This window comes from Arthrobacter zhaoguopingii, from assembly GCF_009828595.1.
GTDB lineage: Bacteria > Actinomycetota > Actinomycetes > Actinomycetales > Micrococcaceae > Arthrobacter_D > Arthrobacter_D zhaoguopingii.
Window position 1 is genome coordinate 164,488 of sequence record NZ_WPNY01000001.1, and the last position, 21,136, is coordinate 185,623.

Below are 21,136 nucleotides of genomic sequence, written 5' to 3' on the forward strand. Positions count from 1 at the left end.
AGCCTAGACCGGTGCGGCGGGCCCGGTCTCCTGTCCGCCTGTCTTCCGCCGGAATATTTCTTGCACAGTGTGCAAATTTTGGCGTAGCCTCGAAGCGTGCAAACGGTAGAGGACGCGGCGGAGCCCCTGGAGCCTGTGGGGCGTCGGGAACAGAACAAGATCGACACCCGCCGGGCGATCGCCGAGGCCGCGCTCACCCTGGCCCGCAGCAAGGGGGCCGGATCGTTCACCGTGGACCAGATCGCGGCCCGGGCCGGGGTCTCCCGGCGCACCTTCTTCAACTACTTCCACAGTGCCGAGGAAGCCCTGAACGTCAGCACCGAATCCTTCCTCGAACTCGCGATCTCCAGCTTCTCCCGGCGCCCGGCGGGGGAGCCGCTGCTCGACGCCATGATCGCCGCGCTCGCCGCCACCGCCAAGGTCCAGGACCTCGCGGTGCATGGAGAGCTCTTCCGGATGGCCGCAGGCAGCCCGGAGCTGCTGCGGGCCCAGCTGCACGCCTGGGAACGGGCGGAAACCCGGATCATCGAGGCCGTCACCCACCACCTCCAGGGCGGCGCGTCCCCCCTCTATGTCAGCGCCCTCGTCGGTTCGGTGCTCTCCTGCGCCAAGGCGGCGATGCACGACTGGGCCGCCGACGACCCCGACCGGCACGGGGATGCCGGGGCCGCCCTCGAGGAACGCATGGTGCTGGCCCTCTCAATGCTCCGGGACGGCTTCGCACACCCCGCCTGATCAGCACCCGCCGACCCCACCCACCTCCGCCACCCAACCTCCTCACCCCACCTCCGTCACCCAAGGACACTTCCCATGGCATTTCTGCTCTACCGGCTCGGCAAGTTCGCCTACCGCAGGCGGTGGTGGGTCGTCTCCGCCTGGCTGACCATCATGGTGGCCGTGGGGGCCTCCGCCGTCTTCTTCTCCGGCACCCTCACCAACAACTTCTCCATCCCCGGCACCGAGTCCCAGCGCGTCGCGGACCAGCTGCGGCGCGAACTGCCCGAGGCCGTCGGAGGCACCGGGACCGTCGTCTTCCGGACCGAGAACGGCGCGGCCTTCACCCCGGACCAGGAGTCCGCGGTCCGGGAGGCCCTCGCCGGCGTCGCCGGCCTCGACGGCGTGAGGTCGGTCGTCGACCCCTTCGCCGTGACGGAGCAGCTCGAAGGCGGAAGGGCCGAACTCGAGACCGGCAGGGCCGAACTCGCCTCCGGTGAGGAGCAGCTCGAGGCCGGCCGGGCCAGGCTTGAGCAGGGCCAGCGGGAGCTCGACGCCCAGCGCGGCCAGCTCGCCCAGAACGCGCCCTCCCTGCCTGCTCCTGCGCTGGAGGCCGCCCGGGCCCAGCTGGCCGCGGGGCAGGAGCGCCTCGACGCCGGCCGGGCCGAGCTTGAGGGCAGCGCCGCCGAGCTCGAACAGGGACGGACCAAACTCGAACTGGCCGAACGCCGCCTTGAGGCCTCCTCCGGTGTCCGGCTGGTGGCCGACGACCGCTCCGCCGCCGTCGCCAGCGTGCAGTTCGAGAAGTCCATCAACGCCGTGTCCCCGGAGCTGCGCGAAGCGGTGCAGGAGGAAGCCGCAACCGCCGCCGGCGGCGGCGTCACCGTGGACTACAGCAAGGACATCGTCGAAGACGTCTCCGAGATCTTCGGCTACGCCGAGATCATCGGCCTGCTCGTCGCCGCCCTGGTCCTGATCCTCATGCTCGGTACGCTCGTCGCCGCCGGCCTGCCGCTCCTGATGGCCGTGATCGGCGTCGGCGTCGGCGTGGGCATCACCTTCGCCCTGTCCGGAATCATCGAGATGAACAGCATCTCCCCGGTCCTGGCGCTGATGCTGGGCCTGGCCGTGGGCATCGACTACTCCCTGTTCATCGTGAACCGGCACCGCACGCAGCTCCTGCACGGGATGGGCCTTGAGGAGTCGGTCGGCCGGGCCACGGGCACCGCCGGCAACGCCGTGCTTTTCGCCGGGCTCACCGTCGTGGTGGCACTGGCAGCGCTCGCCGTGCCCGGCCTGCCGTTCCTCACCGTCATGGGCCTGTCCGCCGCGGGAACTGTCGCCGTCTCGGTGCTCGTGGCCCTGACCCTCACCCCCGCGCTGCTCGCCGTTCTCGGCACCCGGCTCATCTCCGCGCGGGCGTGGGCCCGCCATGCCCGCCGGTCCGGCGGAACCTCTTCGGAGGAGGAGCAGCGGGACCAGGACCGGCGGGCCGAGCGCGGCCGCGGCTGGGGCGGCCTCGTCACCCGCAGGCCCGCACTCACCCTCGTGGCCGGCATCCTGCTGCTCGGCGCCATCGCCGTGCCCGCCGCCCAGCTGCGGGTCGGCCTGCCCGACGGCGGATCCGAACCCGCCGACTCCACCGCCTTCCAGGCCTACAGCACCGTCGACGAGAAGTTCGGCGAGGGCGCCAACGGGCCGCTGATCGTCGTCGGGGCGATGCCCGCGACCGACAGCGCGGCCGACCTGGCCGAACTGCAGCTCGACGTCAACGACCTGCTGGCGGACATCCCGGACGTCGCCGCCTCAATCCCCGCCTCGGTGAGCGCCGACGGGCGCACCGCCGTTTTCCAGGTGCTCCCGGAGGAGGGGCCGGCCAGCGAATCCACCGAGGACCTCGTCCGCACCCTGCGCGCCTCCTCCGACGGCATCGAGGACACGACCGGCGTCTCCGTGTCGGTGACAGGCCAAACGGCCGCGAACATCGATGTCTCGGCCCGGCTGATGGAGGCCATGCCGCTGTACCTGGGCATCGTCGTCGGGCTGTCGCTGATCCTGCTCCTGCTGGTGTTCCGCTCGGTGCTCGTGCCGCTCATCGCCACCGCGGGGTTCCTGCTCTCCCTGCTTGCGAGCTTCGGGGCGACCGTGGCGATCTACCAGTGGGGCTGGTTCGGTGACCTCTTCGGCGTAACCAACCCCGGGCCGATCCTGAGCTTCCTGCCCATCATCCTGATCGGGGTGCTGTTCGGCCTCGCCATGGACTACCAGATGTTCCTCGTCTCGGGGATGCGCGAGGCGTACGTCCACGGCGGTAGCGCCCGGGCCGCGGTGCGGGTCGGCTTCAGCCACGGCGCACGGGTGGTGACGGCCGCGGCGATCATCATGGTGTCGGTGTTCGCCGGCTTCGTGTTCTCCCACCTCACCATGGTCCGGCCGATCGGTTTCGGGCTGGCCTTCGGCGTGCTCCTCGACGCCTTCGTGGTGCGCATGACCCTCGTGCCCGCCGCGATGTACCTGCTGGGCCGGAAGGCCTGGTGGCTGCCGCGCTGGCTCGACCGCATCCTGCCCGACGTCGACGTCGAGGGCGCGAAGCTCAGCCCGCGGCCCGAGCCGCAGCGGGAGGCCGTGCCGGCAGCGGGCTGACCGCCGGGCGCACTCCTTCGCGGCCGAAGGGCCCGAAAGCGACCGCCGCACCGGATATATCCGGCGCGGCGGTCGTTTTAGTATGTAGCGGCCGCTTTCGGCGTCGTGGACGGTCTCCGAATGCTCTCCAGGCGACCACATGGTGGCCCCCGTTAACCATCTCACCATGTGGACGAATTCCATCCCAGCCGCTGGACCTCAATACGCTTGTCTGGGCAGTTTTCCCTTGACTGCCGCCCCCTTCTGTGAAAGATGCAGGCCATTGAACCTTTTGCGCACAAAATCGATTGAGCAGTCGATAGCAGACTCAGACGAAAAGGGGCGCAGGCTCAAGCGTTCCCTGAACACGTGGGACCTCATGATCATGGGCGTTGCCGTAGCAGTGGGCGCGGGGATCTTCTCCGTCGGGGCCCAGGCGGCGGCGTTCAACGCCGGACCGGCCGTTACCATCTCCTTCGTACTCGCCGCGATCACCTGCGCGCTGGCCATCATGTGCTACGCCGAGTTCGCCACTGCGATCCCCGTGGCCGGCAGCGCGTATGTCTTCACCTACGCCACCATGGGCGAACTCGTCGCCTGGGTGATCGGCTGGAACCTCATCCTCGAGCTCCTCATGGCCGCGGCCGTCATCGCGAAGTTCTGGGGAATCTACCTCAGCGACCTGTTCGCGGTGCTCAACCTCGACGTGCCCTCGGAGATCAGCTTCTTCGGGCTTCCCCTCTACTGGGGGCCGCTGCTGATCGTCGCCATCTTCACCGCTGTGCTGGTGCTGGGCACCAAGCTCTCGGCCCGCGTGAACAGCGTCTTTACCGTCATTAAGATCGCGATCGTCCTGTTCGTCATCGTCGTCGGGTTCTTCTACGTCAGCCCGGAGAACTACACGCCGTTCGTGCCGGAATCCCAGCCGCCGGCCGACGCCGAGGCCAAGTGGGCCGACCAGCCCTTCCTGTCCTTCCTCTCCGGAGCCACCCCGTCGGCGTTCGGCTTCACCGGAATCATCTCCGGCGCCGCGCTGGTCTTCTTCGCCTTCATCGGGTTCGACGTCGTCGCGACCTCGGCCGAAGAGGTCAAGAACCCGAGCCGGACCCTGCCGCGGGGCATCTTCGCCGGCCTCGCCGTCGTCACGGTGCTCTACATCCTCGTGACCCTCGTGGTCACCGGCATGGTCTCCCACACCGAGCTCGGCGAGTCGGGCGCCCCGTCCCTGGCCACGGCCTTCCAGCTCGTCGGCGCCGACTGGGCCGCCGGGGTCATCTCGATCGGCAGCCTCATCGGCCTGACCACCGTCATCATGGTGCTGCTCATGGGCCTGGCCCGGGTGGTCTTCGCCCTCAGCCGCGACGGCCTCATGCCCCGCTTCCTGAGCCGCACCTCCGAGAAGCGCGGCACGCCGGCGCGCACGCAGATCCTCTGCGGCGTCGTCGTCGCCCTGCTCGCGGGGTTCACCCAGGTCGAGATCCTCGCAGAGATGATCAACATCGGTACCCTCTCCGCCTTCATCATGGTCAGCGTCGGCATCCTCGTGCTGCGGCGCAAGCGACCTGACCTGTTGCCGGCGTTCCGGGTGCCATTCGGCAAGATCATTCCGATCGCGTCGGCACTGCTGTGCATCTACCTGATGCTCAACCTCGCCACGATCACCTGGGTGTTCTTCGCCGTGTGGCTGGTCGCCGGATTCGCCATCTACTTCGCATACGGCTACCGCCACTCCCAGCTCAACGCGAAGACCCCGGCGGGCCAGGCCGGGCCGGACGCCAACGAGATGGTTGGCGCCGGGACGCGCTGACCGCCTCCGGTCACGACGGACGCACCCCGAAACGACGAACGCACCCGGAAAACCGGGTGCGTTCGTCGTTTTCTGGCGCGTACGGCGCGGACGGGCTCCTAGTACAGGGCCGCTTCCGACTCCGACGCCGGGGTTTCGCCGGAGCCGAGGTTGGCCCGCAGTTTGGCACCGAGGTCGGCGTCGACGTTGGTCCAGTACTGGATGGCCCGCTCGCGGATCTCGGAGCTGACCACGCCGCCGACGGCGCCGGTGATCGTCTCAAGGAACCGGGCCCGGGCCGCGTCGTCGAAGACTTCGCGGTAGAGCGTGCCGGCCTGGCCGAAGTCGTCGTCCTCGGCGTGCAGGGTGTGGGCGGCGCGCACGAGCTCGCCGTCATTCTCCCAGCCGCCGTGCGGACCGTAGATCGCCGGGTCGGCCGCGGGGCCGCCCACCGAGTTCGGCGCGTACACCGGGGTGGAGGCGGAGTTGAAGTGGTACCGGCCCGCGCCGTCCTTGGAGTAGTTGCGCACCTCGCTCTTGGGCATGTTCACCGGCAGCTGGGCGTGGTTGGTGCCCACACGGTAGCGGTGCGCATCGGCGTAGGAGAAGATGCGAGCCTGCAGCATGCGGTCGGGGCTGGCGGCGATGCCCGGCACGAAGTTTGACGGCGCGAAGGTCGCCTGCTCGATCTGCGCGAAGTAGTTCTCCGGGTTGCGGTTCAGGGTGAGCTTCCCGACCGGGATCAGCGGGTAGTCGCCCTGTGGCCAGACCTTCGTGAGGTCGAACGGGTTGAACCGGTAGTCCTTCGCGTCGTCGTAGGGCATGACCTGGACCTTGAGGTCCCAGCTCGGGTGGTTGCCCTTGGCGATGTTCTCGGCGAGGTCGCGCAGGTGGTGGTCGGCGTCCGAGCCGGCCAGCGACTCGGCCTCGTCCACGGTAAGGGTCTCGTGGCCCTGGTTGGACTTGAAGTGGTACTTGACCCAGAACTTCTCGCCGGCCTCATTGATCCACATGTAGGTGTGCGACCCGTAGCCGTTCATGGTGCGCCAGGAAGCGGGCAGGCCGCGGTCGCCCATCAGCCAGGTCACCTGGTGCGCGGATTCCGGGCTCAGGGTCCAGAAGTCCCACTGCATGTCCGCGTCGCGCAGATTCGTGCCGGGGAGGCGCTTCTGCGAGTGGATGAAGTCCGGGAACTTGATGCCGTCGCGGATGAAGAAGACGGGCGTGTTGTTGCCCACGAGGTCGTAGTTGCCCTCGGAGGTGTAGAACTTCAGGGCGAAGCCGCGGGGGTCGCGCCAGGTGTCGGGGGAGCCCTGCTCGCCGGCGACCGAAGAGAAGCGCAGCAGCGTCTCGGTGACGGCGCCCGTCTGGAACAGCGCTGCCTTGGTGTACATGCTGACGTCCTCGGTGGTTTCGAAGACACCGAAGGCGCCGCCGCCCTTGGCGTGGACGACGCGCTCGGGGACGCGCTCCCTGTTGAACTGGGCGAGCTTCTCGATCAGGTAGTGGTCGGTCAGCGGGATCGCTCCGTCGCGGCCGACCGCCGAGGAGTTGCTGTCATCGACGACGGGCGCCCCGGACTGCGTAGTGCTGAAGTTGGCGTTCACTGTGCTCCTGTTTCTGTGGTGCTGCTGGGGTAAATCGTTGGGCCGGTGGCGGGGGCGCGGCAGTCGCCGCACAACCCCTGGTAGAGGACGTCGGCGATCTGGATGGTCATCCCGGCCGAACCGGGGGACCACTGCGGGGTCAGGCACGGGGCGTGGCCGACGGCGCATTCCACGTCCTCGATCCGTCCGCAGCCCGTGCACACCGCGTGGTGGTGGTTGTCACCGACCCGGGTCTCGTACCGGGCGGGGGAGTGGGGGGTCTCGATGCGGCGCAGCAGGCCCAGGGCCGTGAGGTCGGCGAGGATGACGTACACCGACTGCACGGCGATGTGCGGCAGTTCCTGGCGCACGTCCGCGGCGGCGTCGTCGGCGGTCGCATGGGGGGAACGCTCGACGGCGGTAAGGACGGCGAGGCGCTGCCGGGTCACCCGGCGTCCGTGGCCGCGCAGCTCCTGCGACCACTGCGCCTCGCGCGCGGTGGGATGCGGAGCGGTGTCGGTCATGGAGGGAGTCAACCACTAATTCTGAGGGATTCATAATAAGGTCCGTCTAACTTGCGTCCCGTCGAGGGGTCTGGCTGGGTACGGTGGGACGATGGATCTGTTGCGGCGGGCGTGGGCCTGGACACTCGATTATGCGTACGTCGGCTTCTGGCAGCTTCACGGACTCCTCGTGCGCGACGACCCGGCGCGGTACCTCGTTGCGGGGCCGGAGTCCGCCCAGGGCCCGGCGAAGCTGCCGGTGCTGCTGATCCCGGGCGTCTACGAGCCGTGGCAGTTCATGCGCCCGGTCGCCGCCCATCTGCACCGGGCCGGGCATCCGGTGCACGTCGTGGAAAAGCTCGGCTACAACCGCGGCTCCGTGCCGGCGATGGCGGCGCTGGCCGCCGAATACATCGAGGAGCGCGACCTGCGCGACGTCGTCATCGTCGCCCACAGCAAGGGCGGACTGATCGGCAAGTACCTGATGACCCTGCCCGGAACCCGCGTCAGCCGGCTCGTCGCCATCAACACCCCCTTCTCGGGCTCGGTCTACGCTAACTTCTTCGTCCTGCCGAGCATCCGGGCCTTCGCTCCCCGGAACCGCACCCTGGTCTCGCTCGGGAGCAACCTCGAGGTCAATTCCCGCATCACCTCGATCTACGGGCGTTTCGACCCGCACATCCCCGGCGGCAGTTTCCTTAAGGGGGCGCGCAATATCCAGCTCGAGACCATGGGCCACTTCCGGCCGATCGCGGACCGCCGGGTGCTCAAGGGGGTCGACGAGGCGATCGCCGCCGCCGAGTAGCACCGCCGGGCGTAACCTCCGGACAGGCCCGGCGGCGGTAGTTGCCGGTGCGAACCACATCGCGGCTACACTTTTGTAGTGCCCAAACTCCTCGCCGACCTCACGCCACTGAAGGAGAGCAGGGCCTTCCGCCGGCTCTACATCGGCACGACCCTCTCCGCCACCGGCACCCAGCTCACCCTGGTGGCCGTCAGCCTCCAGGTCTATGCCCTGACCGCCTCAAGCCTGAGCGTGGGCCTGCTTGGACTCTTCGCGCTGGTGCCGCTGGTGGTGGCCGGGCTGTACGGCGGCGCGATCGCCGACGCCCACGACCGACGGACGGTGGCGCTGTTCTCCGGACTCGCCCTGTGGCTGACGACCATCGCCATCGCCGCGCAGGCCTGGGCCGGCCTCAACAACGTCTGGCTGCTGTACCTCCTGGTCGCGGTGCAGAGCGGCGCGGCAGGGGTCAACCAGCCCACCCGCAGTTCGATCATTCCGCGGCTCGTGCGGCCCGAACTCCTGCCCGCGGCCAATGCGCTGAGCATGCTCACCTTCGGCCTGGCTTTCACGGTGGGACCGCTGCTCGCAGGCGTTCTGGTGGCACAGGTCGGCTACGCCTGGACCTACACGATCGACGCCGTCACCTTCACCGCGGCGCTCTGGGCCATGTTCAGCCTCCCGCCCATGCCGCCCGAGGGACCAACCCGGCGGGCGGGGCTGTCCTCGGTGCTCGAGGGGTTCAGATTCCTGGGCACCCGCCCGAACATCCGCATGACCTTCCTCGTCGACCTCGCCGCCATGATCCTGTCCCAGCCGCGGGCGCTGCTGCCGGCCATCGGCGCGGTCCTGATCGGCGGCGGCGAATTTACCGTGGGCATCCTGCTCGCGGCCGTGGCGTTCGGCTCGGTGCTGGCGGGACTGTTCTCCGGCCCGCTCGGCCGGATCCACCGCCAAGGCCTGGCCGTGCTGTGGTCCATTGTGGGCTGGGGCGCCTCGGTGAGCGCCTTCGGCCTCGTGGTCGTCGCGGCCGGAGCCACCGGACCCGGTGCCGGCGGTGCGGTGACGCCCTGGATCATCCCCGCCGCGCTCTGCCTCGTCCTCGCCGGCATCTCCGACTCGGTCAGTTCGGTGTTCCGCAGCACCATCCTGCAGTCCGCCACCCCCGATGCGATGCGCGGGCGGCTGCAGGGCGTCTTCATCGTCGTCGTCGCCGGAGGCCCGCGCCTGGGCGACATGGTCGCCGGCGGCGGCGCCGAGTGGCTGGGGGAAGGCTGGACGCCGGTGATCGGCGGCCTGCTGTGCATCGCCCTCGTGGGGCTGCTGGCGAAGTGGCAGCCCCGTTTCGCCCAGTACGATTCGCGTAACCCGCAGGCCTGAAACCGCGGCGCGTGCCGCTTCGACCGTCCACTCCGGGCGGCCGTAGGATCGGTGGAACACGGCGCCGCGCCCGCCCGTTCTTCCTAGACAAGACCCTTCGAAGGAGATGCCGTACAGTGCACAGACACTTCAACGGAGCCAAGACCGCGCTGTTGTTCGGCTCGCTCATGGGACTGTTTCTGCTCTTCGGTGCGGTGATCGCGGGTGCCACCCGGAACTCGTCCTTCCTGCTGATCTTCGCCCTCATCGGGGTCGGCTCTGTGGCCTACAGCTACTGGAACAGCGACAAGCTGGCGATCCGCAGCATGCGCGCGGTCGAAGTGAGCGAGCAGCAGGCGCCGGCGATGTACCGGATCGTGCGCGAGCTCAGTGCGCGGGCGAACCAGCCCATGCCGCGGCTCTACATCTCACCGACCCTTGCGCCCAACGCCTTCGCCACCGGCAGGAATCCGCAGAACGCCGCGGTGTGCTGCACCCAGGGCATCCTGCAGCTGCTCAATGAGCGCGAGCTGCGCGGGGTGCTCGGGCACGAGCTCATGCACGTCTACAACCGCGACATCCTCACCGGCTCCGTCGCCGCCGCCGTCGCCGGGGTGATCACCTCGCTGGCGCAGATGTTCGCCTTCACCGGCCTGATGGGCGGGAACCGCAGTTCCGGCGGGAATCCGATCGCCGCGCTGCTGCTGGCCTTCCTCGCCCCGATGGCGGCCGGGCTCATTCAGATGGCGATCGGCCGGACCCGCGAGTACGACGCCGACGAGGACGGCGCGCGCCTGACCGGCGACCCGCTGGCGCTGGCCTCGGCGTTGCGCAAGCTGGAGATGGGGACGCAGCGGGCACCGCTTCCGCAGGACCAGCGGCTCGTCAATACCTCGCACCTGATGATCGCCAATCCCTTCCGGGGCGGGGGAGTGCAGCGCCTCTTCGCGAGCCATCCGCCGATGCCCCAGCGGATCGCGCGGCTCGAAGGAATGGCCGGCCGGCCCCTCGGCCGCTGACCTCGGCCGCGGTGCAACCGGCGGACCACGCCGCCGTCTTCCGGGGCGGACGGCGCCGCCGTCTTCCGGGGCGGACGGCGCACTTGCCGGCATCCGGCCGGAACGGCTCCCGCCGGCGCCGGTGGCAGAGAGCTTAAGCCCTCACTGGACGGTTCGCCATTCGGCAGCGGCAGGTACTGGCTCGGCCGGGCGGGTGCGGGCGAGATGGGCGAGCTGACGTCCCCGGAGATATCCTCCGGTGGTGATGCCAAGCACTGCGACGACGGCTCCCGCGCGGCCCAACCCGGCGCTGTCCTTGCCTGTGCCCCAATCCCGCAGTCCGGACAGGACGGCGCGGGGAAGGATCCTCCGGACATAGTGCCGTTCGGACCTCAGGGCGCGTTTGTGGCCCACAAGATGGCTCACCTGGGCCTTGGAGAGCCCTTCTGACCAGGCTCGTGCCGCCATGTACCGGAAGGTTCCCCTGGTGGCGGGGACGTGGTGATGGACCACGGCGGTCGGATCGTAGACGATGCGGGAGCCCGGGGAGGCGATGGTGGCCCGGATGCAGATTTCCGTCTCCTCGCAGCCGAGTGGCTTGAGGGTCTGCCGGCCGAGGTCCTGGTTGAAACCGCCGACATGCTCGAGGATTTCCCGCCGGAAAGACATGTTCGCACCGATCAGGTTGCGGACTTCGGTCGCCATCCGCGGCAGGCCCCGGTGGCTGCATCCCACGATCCAGTCGAGTTCCTCGCTGAAGTATCCGGGACGGCCCGCTTCCCAGACTGGGTCGACGTGCCCGCCCACGGCGAGCACATCGGGATCGTCGTAGAACGAGATCAGGCGTTCAATCCAGTTCGGGGCCGCCTCGGCGTCGTCGTCGAGGAACGCAACAATGTCCGACGTCGCGTGGGCGATTCCGGTGTTGCGCGCACCGGCCAGCCCGGGCTGGCCGGTGCTCTCCACAATCGTCACGGCACTGAAATTCGCAATGAGGTGCTTATAGAGGTTCTTGTTGTGGTCGACGACGATAATGATCTGCTGCAGGGGCACCGTTTGGGCCCGTACCGACTCGACGACACGGGTCATGAGCTTCAGCCGCTCCTGGGTGTAGGAACAGATGACCACGGAAACCGTGGGGCGTACTCCAGTGGGCGACATATCAGGCACCTTCCGCGAGGGTAAGCACGCTACGGGGATCGGTTGGAGTCCGTGAGTGACGGACGCTGGGATAGGTGTATTTCACCCGCCGGAGCGCTTCGGGGCGGGCCCCGCCGGTGGGTGCGTCCCAGGCCGCGCACTCCCGTGCGAGGGTGCGCAGCACCCTCCACCCATCACGGAACGTCTGCAGATTCGAGGCGCCCGAAATCCGGTTGAATTCCATGCTTGGAACCTCTGCGATACGAAGTCCTCCCCGCGCCGCCTTAACGATCAGTTCCGTCTCGATCTCGAATCCCTCGGATTCCAGCTGCAGGACCTCAAGGCACTCCCGCCGGAAGGCGATGTAGCCGTAGCAGAGGTCCGAGTAGTTGCTGTGCAGGACCACGTTGGCCAGCCCGGTCAGGGCATGGTTTCCGGCCCGCCGCAGCCAGGTCAGGTCCTCGGAGCCGCCTCCGGTCACATGCCGGGAGCCTTTGACGAAATCGAAGTCGTGCTGCAGCGGAGAGACGAACCAGCCGATCTCCTGCGGGTCCATGCTTCCGTCGGCGTCGAGCATGACGATGATGTCGCCTGAGGCCGCCGCGAACCCGGCCCGGAGGGCGCAGCCCTTGCCGGCACGGGGTTCGGACACAACCAGGACGTCGACGCGAAGCGCCCGGGCCACATCGACCGTGTGGTCCTTTGACCGGCCGTCGACGATGACGACCTCGTCCACGTAGGACGGCATGCGGCGAAGCACCCATGGGAGGTTCATTTCCTCGTTCAGGGTCGGTATCACCACGCTGACCGAGGCCGTCGGGGATGGCGCGGTGCGGTTGGATAACGAGTTGGGGCCGGGGTACGGGATAGTCACGATCTCACCACTTTGCAAGCGAACGGTTGTGTCTGGCCGGCGGCCATGGGGGCGGGCCGGACGGGTTCAGTACCCGGCTTCAACCCTCGCGCTGGGCGCCCGTCCTCCAGGAGAACCCGGGCCCTGGGCGGGTGAAGCAGATGTACAGAAGGTGAACCGGAGGTGCTGCCCGGTGGAACCACACTAGAACTTGATCTTTGGAGTGTCGTCGAAACTGCCTACCCGACTTGATTTAGGCGTTACCCGGGCTGTGCGTTCATTACTTGAAGAAGTCGCCAAACCCGTAAGTTCGCTCGGTGGTGATTACTCGCGCCCTGCCGCCAAGTACTTGTCTTGGTGGTATACCGGAGTTCCGGGCGGCGTTTACACGGACCAGCTCCTGTAGTCCCTCCAGGAAAGCCCTGCACCTTGGCGGTTGGGCTCCCGGACGCGACGGAGACGTCCGGTGATCGATCACCCGCGGCTCCCTGGGCTACCGGGAAGCCTTCATCAAGGAAGATTCAGGCCGGCCGGAGCGCTTTGGACAGCCGGGCCGGTCGCTGCCCGCGGAAGCACCGGAGGTTCTGCCGTATATATCCAGCGCGATTTACCCAACGCGCTGATCGGAGACTCGGTGGGCTGAACCCATCGAGAAAGCGGGACAGCGGGACAGCGGGGCGGCGGGACGGCGGGACAGCGGGACGGCGGGACAGCGTGACAGCCGTGACAGCGCCCGGGGAGTCCGGCGTCAGCCCGAGATAAGTAACGGGCCGTAGCGCACGAGTACGCCTCCGACCATTTCTCCAAGTAGCGAACGAGAAGCTCAGGTAACGGCTAAATCAAGTCGGGTAGGCAGTTTCGACGACACTCCAAAGATCAAGTTCTAGTGTGGGTTTCACCAAGCAGCACCCCTGGTTCACCCCTTGTACACCTAGCGTCACCACCCAGGGCCCGGGGTTCTTTTGGAGGACGGGCACCCGGTGCGACCTCGAAAGTGCGACCTCGAAAGTTGGAGCCGAGTAATGGGAATTGTCATCCGCAAGGACTGTTCGCCGAGCCCGTCCGGCCCGCTCCCCATGGCCGCCGGCCAGACACAACCGTTCGCTTGCAAAGTGGTGAGATCGTGACTATCCCGTACCCCGGCCCCAACTCGTTGGCCAACCGCAACGCGCCATCCCCGACGGCCTCGGTCAGCGTGGTGATACCGACCCTGAACGAGGAAATGAACCTCCCATGGGTGCTTCGCCGCATGCCGTCCTACGTGGACGAGGTCGTCATCGTCGACGGCCGCTCCACCGACAATACTGTCAAGGTGGCACGTGCAGTCCGGGGGGATGTCGTGGTCGTGAATGAGCAGCGGAGGGGCAAGGGTGTCGCGCTGCGGGCCGGGTTCGCGGCGGCCTCCGGCGACATCATCGTCATGCTCGACGCCGACGGAAGCATGGACCCGCAGGAGATCGGCTGGTTCGTCTCTCCGCTGCAGCACGACTTCGATTTCGTCAAAGGCTCCCGGCATGTGACCGGAGGCGGCTCCGAGGACCTGACCTGGCTGCGGCGGGCCGGAAACCATGCCCTGACCGGGCTGGCCAACGTGGTCCTGCACAGCAACTACTCGGACCTCTGCTACGGCTACATCGCCTTCCGGCGGGAGTGCCTTGAGGTCCTGCAGCTGGAATCCGAGGGATTCGAGATCGAGACGGAACTGATTGTCAGGGCGGCGAAGGCCGGCCTCCGGATTGCCGAGGTCCCTAGCCTGGAGCTGGACCGTATTTCCGGGGCATCTAATCTGCAGACTTTTCGGGACGGGTGGCGGGTGCTCCGGACCATGGCCCACGAGTGCCTCGTGTGGGAGGCCCCCACTGCCGGGGCCCGCCCGGAGGTGCTGCGGCGGGTGAAATACGCCTATTCCAATGTGAGCTTCCCTCGAACACCCACGGATCCGCAGAGCGTTCTTCACTTGATGAGCGCGAGTTGACCCGTTTAGAGGTCACCGCCGGGTAGCACCGCGGGAACCAAAGCACGTCCGACGCCGTGCACCCCAGATTTACCACTCAACCGACACCTTCCAGACAGGGGACGATATGCGCACCGGGCGTACAAAGGCACTGCACTTCGACATCCACGGCCGGGTGAGGATCCGCGTCGACGCAAATGCGCCGTCAGCGACCCAGCTCCAGAGCATGTTGGCGTGTTTCGCTACCGACACCGAAGGGCCGGCCGACATCATCGTCGATAGCCAGCCGGAGCCGATGCCGGAGGCGGGTCTGCTCGAGCACGAGCTCGCGTACACGGAGACCAGCGTGCGTTTCCAACACGATCGGGTCCAGATCGTCAGGGAGCCCGAGCAGTGGCGCATTCACGGGGCGGGCGAGTTGCTGACCTCCGTGGTCCCAGTTCTCGACGCCGCGATGGTCGGCCAGGGTGCCGCCATGTTCCATGCGGCAACGATGGCCTACAACGGTCATGCGATCGCGCTTCCCGCCGCCGGAGGCACCGGTAAGACGAGCACCGCGGCCAAGCTGATGAGGCGCGAGGGATGGTCGTTCATGGGCGACGACTGGGCCTTCCTCGCCGAGGACGGCACGCAGCTCGGTTATGCGAAGCCGATGTTCATCAAACCGCACCACCGGGCCATCTACCCGCACCTGTTCGAAGGTGTCCGGAAGCCCCTCGTCCCCTCAGGGCTTTCCCAGACCGTCGGCCGCCTCACCACACTGGTGCACCCGTACGTCATTCGTTATCCGCGCGTCGCGGACTTCTCCCGCAAATGGTCGCCGGAGCACCGCATGGTCGATGCGTCAAGCGCGTTCCCCGGACGGGAGGTGACAACCTCGGCCCCGCTCGCGGTCGCCGTCTACATCGAGCGCTTCGAGGGCAGCCGGTCCCGGATCGTCGAGCGGACGAAGGACTGGATGGTCGACCGCATGATCGGCAACTTCCACATCGAGATGGCGGGCTTCTCGCAGCGGGTCGTGACCAGCTTGGCGGCCACGTCCGTCATCTCGTGGCGCGAGCACTTCGCCGCAAAAGGGGTCGTGCTGAGCAAGGCGCTCGACGGTCGGCCCTGCTACCTTCTGCAGGTGCCCTCCGCGTACTCGGCGGACCAGGCCTCGGACGACATCGTTCGTTTCCTTGAGGAGATGCTTCCTTCGGTCCTCGACGAGCAGTCCTGAGGAGTGAACAGTGGATTCCAGCCCCAGCGAGGTCACCGCTGTCGTTCCGGCCCGTAACGCGGAGAGCATGCTCCCGCGATGCCTCGAGGCCCTGAGCCAGTCCGGTGTCGCCGAGATCATCGTGGTGGATGGATGCTCCACCGACCGCACCGTCGAAATTGCCACCGCGGCGGGTGCCCGGGTCCTCAGTGACGAGGGCCGGGGCCTGCCGTGGGCCCGAACGCTCGGTGTGAAGAGCAGCAGCACCCGGTGGGTCCTGCTCGTCGACTCCGACGTCGTGTTCGGGCCGACGGGGGTCGCTGACTTGCTTACGGAACTGGTGGAGGAGGGCTACGACGCACTCCAGGCCGGTCTGGAAAGCGTCGCTGGACCGGGCTACTGGGGGCAGGCGCTGGCCCATCACCACCGCACCGGCCGCAGCCGCAACTGGTTTGGACTGGTGGCAACGGTCATCGACCGGGAGCTGATGCTGGGCGTGGGCTTCGACGACTCGTTCAAGTCGGGGGAGGACATCGAGCTGCGCTGGCGGATGAGGCAGTCAGGCATGCGAACGGGCGTGTCACAAAAGGTCCTGGTCGAACACCGGTTCGCCGCCGACGACTTTGACTTTGCGCTCGATCAGTTCCTCATGGATGGAAAGGGCCTCGGGCGGATGATCCGCAAGCACGGCTGGCGCGGTGCGAGGTTGGCTCTGCTGCCCGCCGCCGCGGCCGTCCGGGGCAGCGCCCTGAGCCTTGCCGGGGGCCAGCCCCGGTGGCTGCGCTACTACCTCGCCTTCTGCTGGTACAACTACGCGGGCATGGCAAAGGGCCTCGGTCGTGTGGGCTGAGCGGGCCTCCGCGGTCCCGGACCCCTCGACGGTCGTCCGGCGTTCCGCCCTGCACAGCTCGATCGGCCTCGTCGTGGCCAAGGCCGCCGCGACGGGTACGGGTTTCGCCTTCTGGATCGTGGCCGCCCGCGCGACAACCGACCATGAGGTCGGGCTCACCACCGCGGCGGTCTCGGCGGTGATTCTCTGCACCCAGCTCGCGGTGCTGGGAACCGGGTCGGCGGTGATCGTCTCCGTGGGGCGGGGGGAGTCACCCGCGCGGGTGTTGAATTCCGCGTTCGGCATCGTGGCGGTGACCGGCACCGTGCTGGCCCTCGGCTTCCTCTTTCTCCAGTTGATGACCGCCAACGCGGAGACAGCGTCCACCTCGATCCTCTTCTGGGTCACGTTCCTCGTGGCCGTCGTGGCAGGGACGATGTGCACCGTGCTGGACCAAACGCTGGTGGCACTGGGCCGCGGCGCCAGCGCGACGACCCGGTACACGGTGAGCGGCGTGCTCTCCTTTGGGGCGGCAGCGCTTCTTGCCTGGTGGAGGAACGGCGCCGCCGCCGACATCCTGATGGTCTGCTGGACCTTCGGATCGGTTGTGGCCTTCCTCATCGGCATGATTCAGCTGCGACGACTGATCGGCTACCGGCCGCGGCCATCCCTGCACCTGGCGCACAGCCGTTCACTGCTGGTTCTTGGCATCCCAAACCAGCTGATCACGCTCACCGAGCGCGCCCCCGGGCTGATCCTGCCGCTCCTGCTCGCGCAGCTGGTATCGCCGGCGACCGCTGCCTACTGGTATCCCGCATGGATGATGGCGTGGGCCGCGTACACCGCTCCAATGCTGATGAGCATCGTCCAGTTCTCCGAAGGTGTCCGCGACCCCGGCCGGCTCGTGCCGAAATTCTTAGCGAGTTTCCGGTGGTCACTTGCCTTGGGATGCATGGCTGCCGTCGTCCTCATCGTCTTCGCCCGCCCGCTGCTCCACCTGCTCGGGGAGAACTACGCCGACACGTCCACCGTCGCCCTTCGGTTGTTGGCGGTCGGAGTGGTGCCGTACGCGGTGCTTCAGGCCTATAACGCCGTGTGCCGAATCCGCGGGCGCTATGTCGAGCCGATCATCGTTGGCGTGATGGTCGGAACCGCGGTCTCCACAGCAGCGCTGCTGGCCGCCGAAAGGGGCGCCAGCGCCATGGCCCTCGCATTTCTGCTGGCGCTCTCCGCCGGGGCCGCGGTGATCGGCCTCCGGCTGGTTGCCATCCTTCGACACGTCAGGCGGGAGACGCGATGATCGATGAACTTGAAGTGACTCGACCCACCGGGGGGCGCTGGAAACGCCGCGATGTGCTGTGCATCGTGGCGGGAGTCGTGTCGCTGGCCCTTGCCGCGGGCGCCGCCTCCACGGTGTCCGTGCCCGTGGAGAGCGATCTAGGGCTTATCGCCGTGCTGCCCTTCCCGTTCTGGATCGGGGTCCTGATCCTGAACATCGCCTTCTTCGTGGCGCTGCGGGGGGATGCCGATGGCCCGGCTCGCCGCCCGGTCATGATGTCCCTCCTCGTGGTCTTCGTGCTCGTGCTCTTCGGGACCGCGATCTTCGTGACGGACGTACCGCGGGGTGAGGTCGCGTTCCGTCACCTTGGAGTCTCCGACGCCCTCTCGCAGGTTGGGGTGGATCCCGGCATCGACGCCTACTTCAACTGGCCGGGCTTTTTCGCCCTGCTGGCGACAATGCTCGCGGCGACCGGTCTCGACCCGGTGACCGTGGCCCTGTGGGCACCGGTGTTCAACGTGGCTCTGTGGCTCACTGCCGTGGGCGCGGCAACGCGCTTCCTCACGAGCGATCCGCGACGGCGCTGGCTGGTGCTCTGGCTCTTCTGCCTCGGCAACTGGCAGGACCAGGATTACCTGTCTCCCCAGGCCTTCGGCTTTTTCCTGTACATCGTCATGATCGGGCTGCTCGTCGGCCCGCTGGCCGCCCGGCCCGCCCCCTTCCGCGGTTTCCGACCGGCGGACCTGGCGGAGTGGTGGCGGGGACGGGCGCCCGCCGACTCCCGCCCGGGACACCGGGTGGGCGCCCTGGTGGTGGCCCTGCTGCTCATCGTCGTCATCTGCGCGAGCCATCAGTTGACACCGTTCATGATGGTCGTTGCCATCACCGCCCTCACTCTGAGCGGACGGGTCTGGCCCAGCCGGCTCCCGCTGATCGCCGGCATCGTGCTGGTGCTCTGGCTGGTCTACCCTGCGAGTCCATACCTCGTCGGGCACCCGCCCCTCGAGGATGCGGGGCTGGGGGCCGCGATCACGTCAAACGTCGTCGACCGGGTGAGCGGGACCCCGGGACACGTGGTCGTGGTGCAGCTCCGGGTCCTTCTCACCATCGTGCTGTGGACGCTCGCCGCGGCGGGGGCGGTGCGGGACTGGCGCAGAGGCCGCCTCGACATCCGGGTCATCCTTCTCGCCCTCGCCCCGGTGCTGATCTTCCCCGTGCAGATGTACGGCGGCGAGATGCTCATCCGTATCTCGCTGTTCGCGCTGCCGTTCATCGCCCTGCAGGCATGCTCGATCCTGCTTCCCACGGAGGGCAGCGCACGTCCCTCCTCCCGCGCGACGGGAGCGCTCGTGCTCACTTGTTTCCTGCTGGCGGCGCTGACAGTGACCGGCCGGTTCGGCAACGCGCAGTATGACGTCTTCGCCGACAGTGAGATCGCCGCTATGGACGCCGTGGAGGAGATGGCACCGCCCGACTCGGCGATCATCTCGGCCGCGCATCCGACGCCGTGGCGCGAAGACGCCTACCTCGATCACCAGTACCGGACGATCGAGGACCTGTGCCAGCAGGACCTGACGCCGGCGACGTGCGCCCCAACCGTCTATGAATACGCCCGGCGCAATGCCCAGGGCGCCTACCTGGTGCTGATGAGTTCGGGCGAGGCGAGTCTGGTCATTCAAGGGGACACCACCGCCCCCGACTTCGCCGAAATGGAGAGGTGGCTGAGGACCCAGGAGGGTGTGCAGCTCTCGTTCAGAAACCCCCACGTGCGCGTGTACGAGGTGGTGCCAGAATGAACGGCGTCAGCCGGCCGACCGTGGCGCTCGGTCTCGCGGCCGTTGTGCTGTCGGTGGCGACCGTTGTCGGGCTGCCGGCACCGCTGCAGGCGGTCGCCGCGATAGCTGTCCTCGTCCTCCTTCCGGGGCAGGCACTGGCCCGACTCACGCAGGTGACCGACCTCGCGCTTGGCGCGGTGCTCGTCCTGGCGATCGGCCTGGCCACGCTGACGGTGGTGTCAACGGCGATGTTCTACCTCGCGCTGTGGTCGTGGCAGGCTTGCGTCGTCACGATGGGCGTGATTACCGTCCTCGCATGCATAGTGCGCGCACGGCAGGAGGTGGCTTGGTGATGGAGGAACTGGAGGATCTGGTCGCGTCGAACGGCCTTGTGTTCGAAGTGGCGGGGCTGTTCGTGGCCGCCGTGCTGCTCGTCACCCTCGTCACGATCGAGGTCCGCCGCGCCGGACCGGTCACCGGTCCAGACACCGGGCAGCGTGCAGGCCCCGCCATCTTCAGCCGAAGGGAAGGCCGCGGGCTCATCGCTGTCATGTGGGTGTTGTGCGTGCTCCTCTTCCTTCCTCGCGTGCTGGAGCTGCTCGCGTGAGCAGTGGGGCGCGGTGGTGGCTTCTCAGCGACCTCCATCTGGGCGTATCGGATGACGACCCCCGGAGCCCCGGCAGGATGCTGGCCGAGTTCCTGCGCCGCGAGGTGCCTGCATCCTCCGGAGGTCAGCAGCACGTCGCCTTCGTGGGTGACACGTTCGAGCTGGCCGGGCTGGCGGAGCATGAGAGCCAGTCCCGGCTCAAGTCCATCCTTGCCCGCCACCCGGCCACATTCCAGGCGCTTGAGGCGTGCGCGGCGCGCGGCGTGCAGCTGCACTTCCTCTGCGGCAACCACGACGCCGACCTGGCCCGGCCCTCGGTTGCCGCCTGCCTGTCAGCGCTGCTGTCACCCCTTGAGCCCACGCGGGTCAGGGTGCACCCGTGGATCCTGCACGTGCCCCACGTGCTCGTGGCCGAGCACGGGCACCAGCACTACGCGCTGCACCGGACACCGGAGGTGCTCCGCGTGGCGGTCAGCGACACCGATGAGCTGCACCTGCCACCTCTTGCCGCCTGGCATGCCCATCCGTCACGGTCGCGCCTGCGCCGTGCCGGAGCCGTTGCCCGAGCCTGCGTGGGATCCGAGCGGGCGGAACGCCGCATCCGGCAGCCCGCGTACGACGAGCTGTTGCAGACCGAGTCGCTGCGGCTCGCGCTCGACGGGGACACCGTCCGGGATCTGGCCCGCCTGTCCCGGTTCCGGACGGTGTCGGCGATCCCGGCCACCGCGATTCGCATGGTGCGCCGCCGCACCGGGCGTGCGGTCAGCGGTGAGGAGGCTCCCGCTGCAGCGGGCTCCATCACACGTACCCTTGCGGCGCACGGCTTCGGGGTGGCCTGGTACGTTTCGGGCCACACCCACCGGGCAATCGAGTCGACGGTCACGGCGTCCACCACCCGGTACGTCAACACCGGCACGTGGAGTTCGGACGTCCGCGGCCCCGGACCTGACCAGTCGGACCGTCGGGCGTTCCCGCACGCGGTGATCGATGTGGACTCCGACGGCGCCACCAGCGGCGGGCTGCGGTACTGGCGCCCGGACGGAGGCTGAGCCGTGCCGATACCAGCACCCATGGGAGGACCGATGTGGTCTCGCTATGCTTGGGGCGAAAGCCCGACCTGCTGTTCGAATGTTCGCCTCCGGGAAGATT

At 68.0% G+C, this 21,136-nt stretch carries 18 protein-coding genes; 14 read left to right on the forward strand and 4 right to left on the reverse strand.

Annotated features, from left to right (window positions below; translation table 11 throughout):
* Positions 1-96 precede the first annotated feature (96 nt).
* From GVV86_RS00775 to GVV86_RS00785, 3 genes are all read left to right on the forward strand, one after another.
* Positions 97-735 carry a TetR/AcrR family transcriptional regulator gene (locus GVV86_RS00775; RefSeq protein ID WP_159800846.1) on the forward strand — a complete coding sequence of 213 codons (639 nt, stop codon included), beginning with the start codon at positions 97-99 and terminating at the stop codon, positions 733-735.
* A gap of 75 nt (positions 736-810) precedes the next feature.
* Complete coding sequence (locus GVV86_RS00780; RefSeq protein ID WP_159800848.1) at positions 811-3,357, forward strand: MMPL family transporter; 2,547 nt, start codon at positions 811-813, stop codon at positions 3,355-3,357.
* 262 nt (positions 3,358-3,619) lie between these two features.
* On the forward strand, positions 3,620-5,143 hold the full coding sequence (locus GVV86_RS00785; protein ID WP_159800850.1) for an amino acid permease: 1,524 nt from the start codon (positions 3,620-3,622) through the stop codon (positions 5,141-5,143).
* Positions 5,144-5,241: 98 nt separating this feature from the next.
* On the opposite strand, the gene GVV86_RS00790 is transcribed toward GVV86_RS00785, so the two are convergent.
* Positions 5,242-6,729: a catalase gene (locus GVV86_RS00790; protein ID WP_159800852.1), complete on the reverse strand. Its 1,488-nt coding sequence runs from the start codon at positions 6,727-6,729 to the stop codon at positions 5,242-5,244.
* On the reverse strand, positions 6,726-7,232 hold the full coding sequence (locus GVV86_RS00795) for a Fur family transcriptional regulator (protein WP_159800854.1): 507 nt from the start codon (positions 7,230-7,232) through the stop codon (positions 6,726-6,728). The genes GVV86_RS00790 and GVV86_RS00795 overlap by 4 nt, the downstream gene beginning before the upstream one ends.
* Before the next feature lie 91 nt (positions 7,233-7,323).
* Between GVV86_RS00795 and GVV86_RS00800 the strand changes: the two genes are divergently transcribed.
* The 3 genes from GVV86_RS00800 (at position 7,324) to htpX (ending at position 10,373) form a co-directional block, all read left to right on the forward strand.
* A complete protein-coding gene (locus GVV86_RS00800; protein ID WP_159800856.1) occupies positions 7,324-8,016 on the forward strand; it encodes an esterase/lipase family protein in 693 nt (230 codons plus the stop codon).
* Positions 8,017-8,094: 78 nt separating this feature from the next.
* Positions 8,095-9,375, forward strand: coding sequence for an MFS transporter (locus GVV86_RS00805; RefSeq protein WP_159617750.1), 1,281 nt, complete (start codon positions 8,095-8,097; stop codon positions 9,373-9,375).
* A gap of 116 nt (positions 9,376-9,491) precedes the next feature.
* Positions 9,492-10,373 carry a zinc metalloprotease HtpX gene (gene htpX / locus GVV86_RS00810; protein WP_159617749.1) on the forward strand — a complete coding sequence of 294 codons (882 nt, stop codon included), beginning with the start codon at positions 9,492-9,494 and terminating at the stop codon, positions 10,371-10,373.
* Between the two features lie 141 nt (positions 10,374-10,514).
* Here the strand turns inward: htpX and GVV86_RS00815 are convergent, their stop codons facing one another.
* Together GVV86_RS00815 and GVV86_RS00820 are read right to left on the reverse strand one after the other, a co-directional pair.
* A complete protein-coding gene (locus GVV86_RS00815) occupies positions 10,515-11,513 on the reverse strand; it encodes a glycosyltransferase family 2 protein (protein WP_159800858.1) in 999 nt (332 codons plus the stop codon).
* Between the two features lies 1 nt (position 11,514).
* Positions 11,515-12,366 (reverse strand): glycosyltransferase family 2 protein, encoded by an 852-nt coding sequence (locus GVV86_RS00820; protein ID WP_246669829.1) that lies wholly within the window; start codon positions 12,364-12,366, stop codon positions 11,515-11,517.
* A 1,102-nt stretch (positions 12,367-13,468) separates the two neighbouring features.
* Here GVV86_RS00820 and GVV86_RS00825 point away from each other — a divergent pair.
* The 8 genes from GVV86_RS00825 to GVV86_RS00860 all read left to right on the forward strand — a co-directional run bounded on the left by GVV86_RS00825 (position 13,469) and on the right by GVV86_RS00860 (position 21,036).
* A complete protein-coding gene (locus tag GVV86_RS00825; protein WP_246199712.1) occupies positions 13,469-14,320 on the forward strand; it encodes a glycosyltransferase family 2 protein in 852 nt (283 codons plus the stop codon).
* 106 nt (positions 14,321-14,426) lie between these two features.
* Entirely contained in the window at positions 14,427-15,518 is a 1,092-nt protein-coding gene (locus tag GVV86_RS00830) for a hypothetical protein (RefSeq protein WP_159617747.1), read from the forward strand.
* Positions 15,519-15,528: 10 nt separating this feature from the next.
* On the forward strand, positions 15,529-16,347 hold the full coding sequence (locus GVV86_RS00835; RefSeq protein WP_159800860.1) for a glycosyltransferase: 819 nt from the start codon (positions 15,529-15,531) through the stop codon (positions 16,345-16,347).
* Positions 16,337-17,626, forward strand: coding sequence for a lipopolysaccharide biosynthesis protein (locus GVV86_RS00840; protein WP_159800862.1), 1,290 nt, complete (start codon positions 16,337-16,339; stop codon positions 17,624-17,626). Before GVV86_RS00835 ends, GVV86_RS00840 begins: the two co-directional genes overlap by 11 nt.
* Positions 17,623-19,401, forward strand: a complete 1,779-nt coding sequence (locus GVV86_RS00845) for a glycosyltransferase (protein WP_159800864.1) — start codon at positions 17,623-17,625, stop codon at positions 19,399-19,401. The genes GVV86_RS00840 and GVV86_RS00845 overlap by 4 nt, the downstream gene beginning before the upstream one ends.
* On the forward strand, positions 19,398-19,733 hold the full coding sequence (locus tag GVV86_RS00850; protein ID WP_159800866.1) for a hypothetical protein: 336 nt from the start codon (positions 19,398-19,400) through the stop codon (positions 19,731-19,733). Before GVV86_RS00845 ends, GVV86_RS00850 begins: the two co-directional genes overlap by 4 nt.
* Positions 19,730-19,987 carry a hypothetical protein gene (locus tag GVV86_RS00855; protein ID WP_159617742.1) on the forward strand — a complete coding sequence of 86 codons (258 nt, stop codon included), beginning with the start codon at positions 19,730-19,732 and terminating at the stop codon, positions 19,985-19,987. The genes GVV86_RS00850 and GVV86_RS00855 overlap by 4 nt, the downstream gene beginning before the upstream one ends.
* Positions 19,984-21,036 carry a metallophosphoesterase family protein gene (locus tag GVV86_RS00860; RefSeq protein ID WP_159800868.1) on the forward strand — a complete coding sequence of 351 codons (1,053 nt, stop codon included), beginning with the start codon at positions 19,984-19,986 and terminating at the stop codon, positions 21,034-21,036. The genes GVV86_RS00855 and GVV86_RS00860 overlap by 4 nt, the downstream gene beginning before the upstream one ends.
* The last annotated feature ends 100 nt before the right edge of the window (positions 21,037-21,136 follow it).